The sequence below is a fragment of the Cupriavidus sp. GW823-FHT07B10 genome, assembly GCF_058794355.1.
The window spans coordinates 96167-108893 of record NZ_JBXAGS010000009.1 but is presented as its reverse complement, the minus strand read 5'-3'; the positions used below and the strand labels follow the sequence as shown (position 1 = coordinate 108893).

Here is a 12727-nt window from a genome sequence, read left to right as displayed (position 1 = left end):
CGAAAAAGACTGAAAGTATGCAGGATCGGGCGGCCACTTTGTCAGCGTGGCCGGCCCGTCACGGACAGGATCAGCCCGGCCGCTTCATCTGGCAGGAGGTCGGCTGGGCCGACACGTACTGGTCCATCAGCGCGTTGGTCTTCCAGCCGTAGCCGGTGTTCTCCTGGTCGTACTTGATTTCCTTGCCATCCACCTTGGTCCAGGTGGCGACCACCAGCGGCTGCTGCGCCTGGTGGTCCGAGTTGCGCATCTCGACCGTGCCGTTCATGCTGTCGACCTTGATGCCCTCGAGCGCCTTGGCGACCTTGATCGGATCGGTCGAGCCGGTGTCCTTGAAGGCCTTGGACAGCATGGCAATGCCGGTGTAGGAGGCCATCACGTAGAAGTCGTCGTTGTACTTCTTCTTGAAGCCCTCGATGACATCAGCCCCCTTGAACCCCTTGTTGTTGGGGTTGTAGTAGCCGACATACTTGACGTGCTCGGCGCCGGTGGCGCCCATCGCCGTGGGCACGCCGGTGGTGCCGGCGTAGTAGGTGTAGTAGTTGGTGGTCAGGCCGGCATCCTTGCCCGCCTTGATCAGCAGCGCCAGGTCGCTGCCCCAGTTGCCGGTGATCACGGTATCGGCGCCGGAGGCCTTGATCTTGGCCGCGTACGGGGCAAAGTCCTTGACCTGGGCCAGCGGGTGCAGGTCTTCACCGACGATCTGGATGTCCGGGCGCTTGCGCTTCAGGTAGTCCTTGGCGGCACGCGCCACCTGGTGGCCGAACGAGTAGTTCTGGTTGATCAGGTAGACCTTCTTGACGTTCGGGTCCTTGGCCAGGAAGGTGGTCAGCGCCTCCATCTTCATGTCCGAGTTGGCGTCGAGCCGGAAATGCCAGAAGTTGCATTTGGAATTGGTCATGTCCGGGTCCACCGCGGCGTAGTTCAGGTAGACGATTTCCTTGCCCGGATTGCGCTCGTTGTGCTTGGCCACCGCGTCCTGCAGCGCCAGCCCGACCGACGAGCCGTTGCCCTGCACGATATAGCGGATGCCCTGGTCGACCGCCTGCTTGAGGATGGTCAGGCTTTCCTGCGGCGACAGCTTGTTGTCGAAACCCACCACCTCGAACTTGTGCGCGCCGGCCCAGTTCTTCTGGTTGGCGATGTCGGCGACATACTGCCAGCTCTTGAGCTGGTTCTGCCCAACGGGAGCCATCAGCCCCGATAGCGGGTCAATGAAGGCAATCTTCACCGTATCCGCGAGTGCGGTACCTGAAACCAGCGCAGAACCCAGTGCGGCAAACACGGCCACACCGGCCACCAGCGGACGCATTTTGGTCATACCTGTCTCCTTCACTCTTGTCGTTGGCTTGTCGTCGAACTTGGCTGGCTGCGCTGCGTCCTCCATGCCACGCCTTGCAGCCGCCCCGAACACGCCATGCCGCAAGCAGGCATGGCGCACCGGAAAGCGCGTGCCGGCGTCAGGCGGTCGGCAGCTTGTAGTCCTTGAACTGCTCGCGCAGCTTGAGCTTCTGCATCTTGCCGGTGGCGGTCAGCGGGATCTCGGTGACAAAGGCCACGTCGTCCGGGATCCACCACTTGGCGACCTTGCCATCGAAGAACTGCAGCAGTTCTTCGCGGGTGACTTCGGCGCCGGGCTTCTTCACCACCACCAGCAGCGGGCGTTCATCCCACTTGGGGTGGTAGGCCGAGATGCAGGCCGCCATATGCACCGCGGGGTGCGCGGCGGCGACGTTCTCGATATCGATCGACGAGATCCATTCGCCGCCGGACTTGATCACGTCCTTGCTGCGGTCGGTGATCTGCATGAAGCCATCGGCGTCGATGGTGGCCACGTCGCCGGTCGGGAACCAGCCGTCGGCCAGGGGGCTGGTGCCATTGCGGTAATACTGCTCGATGACCCATGGGCCGCGCACCATCAGGTCGCCGAAGGCCTTGCCGTCCCATGGCAGCTCCTTGCCTTCGCCGTCGACAATCTTCATGTCCACACCGAAGATCACGCGGCCCTGCTTTTCCTGGATTTTGTGGCGATCCGCGTCAGAGAGAGCTTCGTGCCTGGCTAGCAGCTTGCACGCCGTGCCAAGTGGTGACATCTCGGTCATGCCCCAGGCATGGATCACTTCGACGTTCAGCGCCTCGAACGCACGGGTCATCGCGGGCGGCACGGCCGAGCCGCCGATCACGGTGCGACGGAAGCTGGAGAACTTCAGCTTGTTCGACTGCACATGCTGGAGCAGGCCGAGCCACACCGTCGGCACGCCGGCGGAGAAGGTCACCTTCTCCTGCTCGAACAGTTCATAGATCGAGGCCCCGTCCAGCTTGGCACCGGGCAGCACCAGCTTGGCGCCGACCAGCGGCACCGAGTACGGCAGGCCCCAGGCATTGACGTGGAACATCGGCACCACGGGCAGGATCACGTCGCTGGCGGAGCAGCCCAGCGCGTCGGGCAGTGCCGACGCGTACGAGTGCAGCACCGTCGAGCGGTGCGAGTACAGCGCGCCCTTGGGGTTGCCGGTGGTGCCCGAGGTGTAGCACAGGCTCGACGCCAGATTCTCGTCGAACTGCGGCCATTCGTAGTCGCCGTCCTGCGCGTCGACCAGCTCCTCGTAGCACAGCAGCGGCACCTTGGATTCGGCCGGCATATGCGCGCGGTCGGTCATCGCCACCCAGCCCCTGACGTTGGGGCAATGCGGCGCCACGCCTTCCACCAGCGGCAGGAAGGTCAGGTCGAAGAAGACATAGCCGTCCTCCGCATGGTTGACGATATAGGCAATCTGCTCGGGAAACAGGCGCGGGTTGATGGTATGGCAGACGGCGCCCATGCCGGACACGCCGTAGTAGATCTCGAGGTGGCGGTAGCCGTTCCAGGCCAGCGTGCCGACGCGCTCGCCCTGCTTCACGCCCAGTGCGCCGAGCGCCTGCGCCAGCTTGCGGGCGCGCAGTTCGCAATCGCGGTACGTGTAGCGATGCAGGTCGCCCTCCGTACGCCGCGAGACGATCTCGGTGCTGCCGTAATAACGCGCGGCGTGTTTGATGATGGAGGAAATGAGCAGCGGCGCGCTCATCATTTGACCCATCAATGCCATGAACCTGCCTCCTGAAAGTCTTGTGTGATTCGCCTGAAAACGAACAACCGTACTATTTTTTGTCGGTCGTTTCCATGCACCAAATCGGCGTCCGGCCGATCTCGTTGTGCACTGCCGTACTGTTGTTGTGTATTGCCGTCGGGGTTGCCGCCGGCATTGCCATCGAATTCGGGGCCGCAATTCTGCGAAAAGCCCATGCACCGGATTCATGTGCGCACTGAAGGAGGAAAATATCCGTGCGGTGCATGGCGGCATTAACTCGGTCGAGCGGTCGAGTGCCGTTGAGGACGTACAATACTGCGTGGCATGTTGCACCTCAACATGTCGTTTTCCCTAGCCACCACCGCATTTTCGTGCCCCCGGCATGCCGCGCCGCACCGCCTTTTACGCGGTTCGCCGCACATGGACGAGCGCACGGAATTCGCACCGCCCCTTGCGCCCCGAGGCGCCCCTACGCGATGCCAGACACGCCCCAGTCACAAGCTCCGCAGCCCTCCGACGCAGCCACGCCGGCAACGCTGTCCGCGCCCTGGCGCACCGCGCCCGGCTTTGCCGAACTCGGCGCGCAGTTCTTCACGCGGCTGCGCCCGACGCCGCTGCCAGCGCCCTACCTGGTGGGGGTGGCGCCGGCCGCTGCGGCCCTGCTCGGCTGGGATGCCGGCATCGGCAGCCAGCAGGACTTCATCGAGACCTTTATCGGCAACCAGGTGCCGGACTGGGCCGACCCGCTCGCCACGGTCTATTCCGGGCACCAGTTCGGGGTATGGGCTGGCCAGCTCGGCGACGGCCGCGCCATCCGCCTGGCGCAGGCCGAGACCGCCACCGGCCCGTGGGAAATCCAGCTCAAGGGCGCGGGCCTGACGCCCTACTCGCGCATGGCCGATGGCCGCGCGGTGCTGCGCTCGTCGATCCGCGAGTACCTCTGCTCCGAAGCCATGGCCGCACTGGGCGTGCCGACCACGCGCGCGCTGTCTATCATGGGCTCGGACGCGCCGGTGCGGCGCGAGACCATCGAAACCTCCGCGGTGGTGACCAGGCTGTCGCCGACCTTTATCCGCTTCGGGCACTTCGAGCATTTCGCCGCGCACGACGACGTCGCCGCGCTGCGCAAGCTGGCGGATTTCGTCATCGACAACTTCATGCCCGCGTGCCGCGACGACGCCCAGCCCTACCGGGCGCTGCTGCACGAGGTCTCGCTGCGCACCGCCGACCTGATCGCGCACTGGCAGGCGGTGGGCTTCTGCCACGGCGTGATGAACACCGACAATATGTCGATCCTGGGCCTGACCATCGACTACGGCCCATTTGGCTTCCTCGACGCGTTCGACGCCAACCATATCTGCAACCACTCCGACACGCAGGGCCGCTACGCCTACAGCCAGCAGCCGCAGGTGGCATTCTGGAACCTGCACTGCCTGGCGCAGGCGCTGCTGCCGCTGTGGCTGCCGCCAGAGGATGCCGACCAGGAAGGCGCGCGCGACGCTGCCGTGGCAGCCGCGCGCGCGGCGCTGGACCCGTTCCGCGACCGCTATGCTGCGGCATTCTTCCGCCACTACCGCGCCAAGCTGGGCCTGCGCCCGCCCGCCGGCGGCGATGACAAGAGCGATGAGCCGCTGCTGACCAGCCTGTTCCAGCTGCTGCACGGCCAGCGCGTGGACTACACGCTGTTCTGGCGCAAGCTGTGCGGCATTTCGTCCACCGATGCCTCGCGCGACGCGCCGGTGCGCGACCTGTTCCTGGACCGCGCCGCCTTCGACGCATGGGTGGCCGACTATCGCGTGCGCCTGCGCGCCGAACAGTCGCACGATGCCGCGCGCGAACTGGAAATGCTGGCAGTCAACCCCAAGTACGTGCTGCGCAACCACCTGGCCGAAACCGCGATCCGGCACGCACGCGAGAAGGACTTCACCGAAGTGGACCGCCTGCTGGCAGTGCTGTCGCGCCCCTTCGACGAGCAGCCGGAAGCAGAGCACTACGCGGCGCTGCCGCCGGACTGGGCCTCCGGCCTGGAAGTCAGTTGCTCGTCGTGACGTCATGTGATCCGTGCCCTGCACGCCGGCGCCTGCCGGTGTAAGGTTCGCGCAGTTCGCACGACCAATGCCTTAACTGAGGAACCCATCCGAGGAAGCCCTGCGAGGACAAGACCATGACCACCACCAAGACCGACGCCGAGTGGCGTGAACAACTCTCCGACATCGAATACCGCGTGACCCGCGAGGCCGCCACCGAGCGCCCGTTCACCGGCCGCTACTGGGACCACTGGGACAACGGCATCTACCACTGCGTGGGCTGCGGCACGCCGCTGTTCGAATCCGCCACCAAGTTCGATGCCGGCTGCGGCTGGCCCAGCTATTTCCGCGCCATCAACGGCGAGGTGATTGCCGAGCACGTCGACCACAGCCACGGCATGACGCGGGTGGAGGTACGCTGCAAGGAATGCGGCAGCCATCTCGGCCATGTCTTCGAGGATGGCCCCGCCCCGACCGGCCTGCGCTATTGCATCAACTCGGCTGCGCTAAAATTCGATGATCGCGACCCGGCACAGCGTGCGGCGGATGATGCCCACGCCGCCGGCAGCGACGACAACCCCCGGCGCGACCCGCAGCGCTGAATGCTCCGGCAAGCACGCCGGACACAACCTGGTACCGCATGAAATTCCTGTTCGACCTGTTCCCGGTCATCCTGTTTTTTGCCGCCTTCAAGCTGGCTGACATCTACACCGCCACCGCCGTGGCCATTGGCGCCACCGTGCTGCAGATCGGCTGGGTCTGGTTCCGCCACCGCAAGGTCGAGCCGATGCAGTGGGTCAGCCTGCTGATCATCGCGGTGTTCGGCGGTGCCACGCTGGTGCTGCACAACGAGACCTTCATCAAGTGGAAGCCGACCGTGCTCTACTGGATGTTCGCGGTGGGGCTGCTGGGCTCGGTGATCGGCTGGCGCAAGAACCTGATCCGCGCCATGATGGAAAAACAGGTGACCCTGCCCGACCCGGTGTGGGCGCGCCTGAACGCCGCCTGGGCCGGCTTCTTTGCCGCCATGGGCGTGCTGAACCTGTACGTGGCCTACCAGTTCTCGACCGAGGCCTGGGTCAACTTCAAGCTGTTCGGCAGCATGGGGCTGATGCTGGTGTTCATCGTCGCCCAGAGTGTCTGGCTGTCGCGCCACATGCCCGAGAACAGCCAGGACTGACGGCCCCGCCCCCGCACCCCCGAACCGAAGGAAACCATTGATGGCAGCCGATCCCGCCACTATCGAGGCGATGCTGCGCGAAGCGCTCGCCCCCAGCCACCTGGCCGTGCGCGACGACAGCGCGCTGCACGCCGGACATGCCGGCGCCGCATCCGGCGGCGGACATTACGACGTGACAATCGTCAGCGAGCGCTTTACGGGTCACAGCCGGGTTGCGCGACACCGCATGGTGTATGATGCGCTGCGCGGTCTGTTCCCCGCGCAGATCCACGCACTTGCCGTGACTGCGTTCACCGACCAAGAGTACCAATCCCGCGCATCATCACGCGATTCTTCCAGCAACTCTCAGACCTGATTCCATGAAGACCACCGTCCTCTCGTTCAGCCTGGCGGCTGTGCTTGCTGCCGGCAGCCTGCCGGCCATCGCCCAGAATGCCGCCGTCGTGAATGGCAAGGCCATTTCATCGGCAAAGCTGGACAAGTTGATCGCCGGCACCGGCCAGCCCGACAACCCGGAGCTGCGCTCGCGCGCGCGCAACATGCTGATCGACCGCGAACTGCTCGTGCAGGAAGCCAACAAGCGCGGCCTGACCCAGCGCGACGACGTGCAGGAACAACTGGAACAGGCCCGCCTGAACGTGCTGGCCGGCGCAGTGTTCGAAGACTACGTTAAGACCCACGGCGCCAGCGACGCCGAGCTGCGCAAGCAGTACGACAAGATCAAGTCGCAGTTCGGCAACAGCAAGGAATACCACGCCCGCCATATCCTGGTGGAAAAGGAAGCCGACGCCAAGGCGATCATCGCCAAGATCAAGGGCGGCGCCAAGTTCGAGGACATGGCCAAGGCCTCGTCCAAGGACCCGGGCTCGGCCGCCAACGGCGGCGACCTGGACTGGGCCAACAGCAGCAGCTACGTCCCTGAGTTCTCGGCTGCCATGACCGGCCTGAAAAAGGGCCAGCTGACCGATACCCCGGTCAAGACCCAGTTCGGCTGGCATATCATCGAACTGGTCGACGTGCGCGACGCCAAGATCCCGTCGTTCGAAGAGGTCAAACCGCAGCTCACGCAGATGCTGATGGGGGACCAGAACTGGCAGCGCGAGCAGTTCCAGGCCATGATGAAGTCACTCAAGGACAAGGCCAAGATCCAGTAAGGCACGGTCCGGTCGCCCCCGCCGGTCCTGCAAGATTCAAGGATGCAGCGCGTGGAGTCGACTGGCCGCTACTGGCAACTCTGGCATCTCTCGTCCCGGGGCATGTGCTATTGTGCACTGGCCTGGGCGACCCTGGACGGCGCCGCCCCCGGCTGGCGCCGGCTCCACCCCTATCTCCCGTTGCGTGACCGTTACGCGCCCGAGAAGATCCTGCACGCCGTGGTGGCTTACAAGGAGGCTCGCGGCGAGATCAGGCCGCCCCCTGGCTTTGAAGCCGGGCGGATGCTGACTTATGCCTATGCGTCGTGGAGCTCGCGCTTGCACCCTCCGCTTGCCGGCTGAACCCTGCCTTTACCGGCGCAGCGAAAAACTAAAGAGCCACCGGCGCTGCCGGTGGCTCTTGGTTGGGACGAAGGGCGCAGGCCCTGGGCTGATACTTACCCCACCCACTTCCGCGCATTGCGGAACATCCGCATCCACGGGCTGCCGCCGTCGGCAACCTGCTTCCACGCGTCCGGGGCCCAGCTCATGGTCGCGGCACGGAACACACGCTCCGGGTGCGGCATCAGCACGGTGAAGCGGCCATCGACGGTGGTCACCGAGGTGATGCCGTCGGGCGAGCCGTTCGGGTTGAGCGGATAGGTCTGCGTGACCGCGCCGTAGTTGTCGACAAAGCGCAGCGCCACGTGGGCCTGGTCGATATTGCCCTGCTGCGAGAAGTCGGCAAACCCTTCGCCGTGGGCAACCACGATCGGAATGCGGCTGCCTTCCATGCCGGCGAAGAAGATCGACGGCGACGACTGCACCTCGACCGTGACAAAGCGCGCCTCGTACTGCTCCGACTGATTGCGCGTGAACTTCGGCCAGGCGCCTGCGCCCGGGATGATCGGGGCCAGGTTGCTCATCATCTGGCAGCCGTTGCAAACGCCCAGCGCAAAAGTGTCCTGGCGGTTGAAGAAGGCAGCGAACTGCTCGGCCATCTGCGCGTTGAACAGGATGGTCTTGGCCCAGCCCTCGCCCGCGCCCAGCACGTCGCCGTAGCTGAAGCCGCCGCACGCGACAAAGCCGCTGAAGTCGGCCAGATTGGCGCGGCCTGCGATCAGGTCGCTCATGTGCACGTCGTGCGTATCGAAGCCGGCGCGATCCATGCTGTACGCCATCTCGATCTGCGAGTTGACGCCCTGCTCGCGCAGGATCGCCACGCGCGGGCGGGCGCCGGTGGCGATGAACGGCGCGGCGATGTCTTCGGCCGCATCGAAGGTCAGCACCGGGCTGATGCCGGGGTCGGCGGCGTCGAGCAGGCGGTCGTATTCGCTGTCGGCGCAGGCCGGGTTGTCGCGCAGGCGCGCGATGCGCCAGCTGACTTCGCTCCAGTTGCGCTGCAGGTCGGTGCGCGAGGCGCCGAAGACCTTCCTGGCGTCGCGATAGACCTCGATCTGGTCGGTCGCGTTGGGCTTGCCCACCACATGGCTGCAGGCCGACAGGCCGGCTTCGCGCAGCACGGCAAAGACCGTGTCGCGGTCTTCCATGCGCACCTGCACCACCGCGCCGAGCTCTTCCGAGAACAGCGCGCGCAAGGTCTGGTCGTTGCGGCGCTCGGCGATCTGCTGCGCCCAGTTCTTGGCGTCGCCGTAGTCCTGCTCCTGCTGCGGGTCCAGCGCCAGCATGTCGACGTTGAGCGAGATGCCGCAGTGGCCGGCAAAGGCCATTTCCGCCAGCGCGGCCATGAAGCCGCCATCCGAGCGGTCGTGATAGGCCAGCAGCTTGCCTTCGCGGTTCAGGCGCTGGATCACGTTGAAGAAGTTCTTCAGGTCATCGGCGTTATCGACGTCGGGGGCGCTGTCGCCGACCTGCTGCGTCACCTGCGCCAGGATGCTGCCGGCCATGCGGTTCTTGCCGCGGCCCAGGTCGACGGCGATCAGCACGGTGTCGCCGGCGTCGGTGCGCAGTTGCGGCGTCAGCGTGCGGTTGACGTCGTCCACCGCGGCAAAGGCCGAGATGATCAGCGACACCGGCGCGACCACTTCCTTGTTGACGCCGTCGTCCTGCCACTTGGTGCGCATCGACAGCGAATCCTTGCCCACCGGGATGCTGATGCCAAGCGCCGGGCACAGTTCCATGCCGACGGCGTGCACGGTGTCATACAGCTTCGCGTCTTCGCCTTCCACGCCGCAGGCCGCCATCCAGTTGGCCGACAGCTTGACCTTGCCCAGGTCCTTGACCGGCGCGGCGGCCAGGTTGGTCAGCGCCTCGCCGATCGCCATGCGGCCGGAGGCCGGCGCATTGATCACGGCCAGCGGGGTGCGCTCGCCCATGGTCATCGCTTCGCCGGCCTTGCCCTGGTAGTCGAGCGTGGTCACGGCCACGTCGGCAACCGGCACCTGCCACGGGCCGACCATCTGGTCGCGCGCGTTCATGCCGCCCACGGTACGGTCGCCAATGCTGATCAGGAACGACTTGTTGGCCACGGTCGGATGGCGCAGCACGTCGCGCACCGCCTGCTCCAGACTGATGCCGGTCACGTCCACCGCCGGCAGTTCCTGCTCGACGCGCTTGACGTCGCGATGCATGCGCGGCGGCTTGCCCAGCAGCACGTCCATCGGCATGTCGACGGCGTAGTGCTCCTTGAGCGCGGCGTCGACGCTGGCGTCGACCAGTTGCAGCTGCTTTTCTTCCGTGGCAATGCCAACCACCGCGAACGGCGAGCGCTCGCGCTGGCACATGGCCTGGAATTGCGGGAAGCTGTCCGGCGCGATCGCCAGCACATAGCGTTCCTGCGACTCGTTGCACCAGATCTCGGCCGGCGACAGGCCGGACTCTTCCAGGTGCACCTGGCGCAGGTCGAAGCGTGCCCCGCGGTCGGCGCCGTCCACCAGTTCGGGGAAGGCGTTGGAGATGCCGCCCGCGCCGACGTCATGGATCGACAGGATCGGGTTGGCGTCGCCGAGCTGCCAGCAGGCGTTGATCACTTCCTGCGCGCGGCGCTCCATCTCGGGGTTGCCGCGCTGGACCGAATCGAAGTCCAGATCGGCGGTGTTGGTGCCGGTCGCCATCGAGCTGGCGGCGCCGCCGCCCATGCCGATGCGCATGCCCGGGCCGCCCAGCTGGATCAGCAGCGTGCCGGCCGGCAGCGGGTTCTTGTGCGTGTGCGCGGCGTCGATATTGCCGATCCCGCCCGCGATCATGATCGGCTTGTGGTAGCCGCGCACGGTGCCGCCGACGTTCTGCTCGTAGACGCGGAAATAGCCGCCCAGGTTGGCACGGCCGAATTCGTTGTTGAAGGCGGCGCCGCCGAGCGGGCCGTCGATCATGATCTGCAGCGGCGAGGCGATGCGGTCCGGCTTGCCGGTCACGCCGGGCTTGTCTTCCGGGTTGCGGTGCGCCACCGGCTGGGCGGCGTCGCGGTCGTTTTCCCAGGACTCGACGGCCTCGGGCAGCATCAGGTTGGACACCGTGAAGCCGGTCAGGCCGGCCTTGGGCTTGGCGCCGCGGCCGGTCGCGCCCTCGTCGCGGATTTCACCGCCGGCGCCGGTGGAGGCACCCGGGAACGGCGAGATCGCGGTCGGGTGGTTGTGCGTCTCCACCTTCATCAGCGTGTGGGTCAGCGCCTCGTGGCGGCCGTACTTGTGGTCATCGCCGCGCGGGAACCAGCGCTCGGCCACGTCCCCTTCCATCACCGCCGAGTTGTCCGAGTAGGCCACGATCGAGCCTTGCGGATTGAGCTGGTGCGTATTGCGGATCATCGCGAACAGCGACTTGTCCTGCTGCACGCCGTCGATGGTCCAGGTGGCGTTGAAGATCTTGTGGCGGCAGTGCTCGCTGTTGGCCTGCGCGAACATCATCAGCTCGACGTCGGTCGGGTTGCGCTCCAGCTTGCCGTAGGCATCGACCAGGTAGTCGATCTCGTCCTCGGACAGCGCCAGGCCCATCTCGACGTTGGCCGCGGCCAGCGCGCTGCGTCCGGCCGAGATGTCGATAAAGCGCAGCGGCTTGGCCGGCAGTTCCTGGAACAGGCCGGCGGCATCGTCACGCGAGGCGACCACGGTCTCGGTCATGCGGTCGAACAGGTGCGCGGCGACGGCGGCGCGGGTATCCGCGTCCAGCGTCTTGCGGCCGCGTAGCAGGCCCTTCTTGCAGATGACCGTGATTTCGATACCGCGCTCGATGCGGTGGATATGCGTGAGGCCGCAGTTATGGGCGATGTCGGTGGCCTTGCTGGCCCACGGCGAGATCGTGCCGAAGCGCGGGATCACCACGAAGCGGTCGCCGTCGGGCTGATCGGCGAATGGTGCGCCGTAGGTCAGCAGCGCCGCCACGCGGGACTGCTCTTCGGCCGACAGCGGCGTCTGTGCGTCGACAAAGTGCAGGAACTGGCCATGCACCGATTCAATATCGGCGTCGATCTGCCGCAGGGCGGTGAGCAGGCGTTGCTGACGGAAGGCGGAAAGCGCCAAAGCGCCGGGGAAGCACGAGAAATGCGCCATGATCGTAGCGGTCGGGAGGCGGTGAGGTAGGGGCTGCTGCTTAGCCGGCACCGCTGCATGGGGTGCCAACTGGCGGGAAACCGCTATTGTACCTTGCCGGCACCCGGATTTTGCACTGCGACATCACGACGGGGCCGTGTTACCGCCCATCCTGATAATGCTTATGCGTCACTTTTACCGAATGGACGGCTCAGAGTGACGTCGCCGAGCGCGCGGCCTGCTCGTACAGGCCGGTCAGCACCCGCATCAGCCGGGCGAGCTCCCCGATCTCGGCATTCTCTTCGCTGCCTTCGGTGAAGTTGCTGGTCAGGCATTGTTCGCGGATCTCGCGATAGCGTGCGCAGGCCTCGGCACCGGCCGGGGTGGTCGAATAAGTGGCCTCCTTGCCGACCCGCTCCCCGCTCACCAGCCCCAGCCCCTGCAGCTTCTTCAATGCGTAGGTCACCAGGTGGGTGTCTTCCACGTTCAGCACGAAGCAGATATCGGCCAGCCGCTTGGGCCGGCCGCGATGGTTCACGTGATGCAGCACCAGCACGTCCAGGAAGGTCAGGTCGCGCACCCCCGCCGCCCCCATGCAGCGCACCACCCAGCGGCTGTAGGCATTGTAGGCGGTGTTCAGCCCGAACTCGAACTCGGACAGCTCGGGGCTGCGCACCGACACCAGGTGCGAGGACGACACGATATTGGCCCCGGCCGCGCGCGACAGCGCGGTGGCCGGCCTTGCCTTATCGGCCACGGCGGCGGCGGTATGCCCGCTCTCGGCTGGCTTGCGTGGCATGCGGGAGACTCCTTTCGATGGGACGGCGCTGGCGTG

10 protein-coding genes are annotated in these 12727 nt (G+C 65.9%); 6 read left to right on the top strand and 4 right to left on the bottom strand.

Annotation, left to right across the window (positions count from 1 at the left end; genetic code table 11):
* Positions 1 to 70 precede the first annotated feature (70 nt).
* Entirely contained in the window at positions 71 to 1321 is a 1251-nt protein-coding gene (locus tag AC1Q6V_RS19795; RefSeq protein WP_010810052.1) for a branched-chain amino acid ABC transporter substrate-binding protein, read from the bottom strand.
* A 139-nt stretch (positions 1322 to 1460) separates the two neighbouring features.
* Positions 1461 to 3086, bottom strand: coding sequence for a 3-(methylthio)propionyl-CoA ligase (locus tag AC1Q6V_RS19790; protein ID WP_037023305.1), 1626 nt, complete (start codon positions 3084 to 3086; stop codon positions 1461 to 1463).
* A gap of 458 nt (positions 3087 to 3544) precedes the next feature.
* On the opposite strand from AC1Q6V_RS19790, the gene AC1Q6V_RS19785 reads away from it, so the two are divergent.
* The 6 genes from AC1Q6V_RS19785 to AC1Q6V_RS19760 all read left to right on the top strand — a co-directional run bounded on the left by AC1Q6V_RS19785 (position 3545) and on the right by AC1Q6V_RS19760 (position 7771).
* Positions 3545 to 5116, top strand: coding sequence for a protein adenylyltransferase SelO (locus AC1Q6V_RS19785; RefSeq protein ID WP_454750088.1), 1572 nt, complete (start codon positions 3545 to 3547; stop codon positions 5114 to 5116).
* 116 nt (positions 5117 to 5232) lie between these two features.
* Positions 5233 to 5697 carry a peptide-methionine (R)-S-oxide reductase MsrB gene (gene msrB, locus AC1Q6V_RS19780; protein ID WP_010810055.1) on the top strand — a complete coding sequence of 155 codons (465 nt, stop codon included), beginning with the start codon at positions 5233 to 5235 and terminating at the stop codon, positions 5695 to 5697.
* 38 nt (positions 5698 to 5735) lie between these two features.
* Positions 5736 to 6275, top strand: a complete 540-nt coding sequence (locus AC1Q6V_RS19775; RefSeq protein WP_010810056.1) for a septation protein A — start codon at positions 5736 to 5738, stop codon at positions 6273 to 6275.
* A 40-nt stretch (positions 6276 to 6315) separates the two neighbouring features.
* Entirely contained in the window at positions 6316 to 6630 is a 315-nt protein-coding gene (locus AC1Q6V_RS19770) for a BolA family protein (RefSeq protein WP_010810057.1), read from the top strand.
* Between the two features lie 4 nt (positions 6631 to 6634).
* The gene (locus tag AC1Q6V_RS19765) at positions 6635 to 7429 is read left to right on the top strand and encodes a peptidylprolyl isomerase (RefSeq protein WP_454750087.1); all 795 of its coding nucleotides are present in this window, start codon (positions 6635 to 6637) and stop codon (positions 7427 to 7429) included.
* Positions 7430 to 7471: 42 nt separating this feature from the next.
* A complete protein-coding gene (locus AC1Q6V_RS19760) occupies positions 7472 to 7771 on the top strand; it encodes a hypothetical protein (protein ID WP_454750086.1) in 300 nt (99 codons plus the stop codon).
* Positions 7772 to 7866: 95 nt separating this feature from the next.
* On the opposite strand, the gene purL is transcribed toward AC1Q6V_RS19760, so the two are convergent.
* Together purL and AC1Q6V_RS19750 are read right to left on the bottom strand one after the other, a co-directional pair.
* Complete coding sequence (gene purL, locus AC1Q6V_RS19755; RefSeq protein ID WP_454750085.1) at positions 7867 to 11913, bottom strand: phosphoribosylformylglycinamidine synthase; 4047 nt, start codon at positions 11911 to 11913, stop codon at positions 7867 to 7869.
* A 190-nt stretch (positions 11914 to 12103) separates the two neighbouring features.
* On the bottom strand, positions 12104 to 12691 hold the full coding sequence (locus tag AC1Q6V_RS19750) for a winged helix DNA-binding protein (RefSeq protein ID WP_454750084.1): 588 nt from the start codon (positions 12689 to 12691) through the stop codon (positions 12104 to 12106).
* Positions 12692 to 12727 lie beyond the last annotated feature (36 nt).

Coding starts and splice junctions, on each gene's coding strand:
- AC1Q6V_RS19795 (WP_010810052.1), bottom strand. CDS start 1,321: ATGACCAAAATGCGTCCGCTGGTGGCCGGTGTGGCCGTGTTTGCCGCA.
- AC1Q6V_RS19790 (WP_037023305.1), bottom strand. CDS start 3,086: ATGGCATTGATGGGTCAAATGATGAGCGCGCCGCTGCTCATTTCCTCC.
- AC1Q6V_RS19785 (WP_454750088.1), top strand. CDS start 3,545: ATGCCAGACACGCCCCAGTCACAAGCTCCGCAGCCCTCCGACGCAGCC.
- msrB (WP_010810055.1), top strand. CDS start 5,233: ATGACCACCACCAAGACCGACGCCGAGTGGCGTGAACAACTCTCCGAC.
- AC1Q6V_RS19775 (WP_010810056.1), top strand. CDS start 5,736: ATGAAATTCCTGTTCGACCTGTTCCCGGTCATCCTGTTTTTTGCCGCC.
- AC1Q6V_RS19770 (WP_010810057.1), top strand. CDS start 6,316: ATGGCAGCCGATCCCGCCACTATCGAGGCGATGCTGCGCGAAGCGCTC.
- AC1Q6V_RS19765 (WP_454750087.1), top strand. CDS start 6,635: ATGAAGACCACCGTCCTCTCGTTCAGCCTGGCGGCTGTGCTTGCTGCC.
- AC1Q6V_RS19760 (WP_454750086.1), top strand. CDS start 7,472: ATGCAGCGCGTGGAGTCGACTGGCCGCTACTGGCAACTCTGGCATCTC.
- purL (WP_454750085.1), bottom strand. CDS start 11,913: ATGGCGCATTTCTCGTGCTTCCCCGGCGCTTTGGCGCTTTCCGCCTTC.
- AC1Q6V_RS19750 (WP_454750084.1), bottom strand. CDS start 12,691: ATGCCACGCAAGCCAGCCGAGAGCGGGCATACCGCCGCCGCCGTGGCC.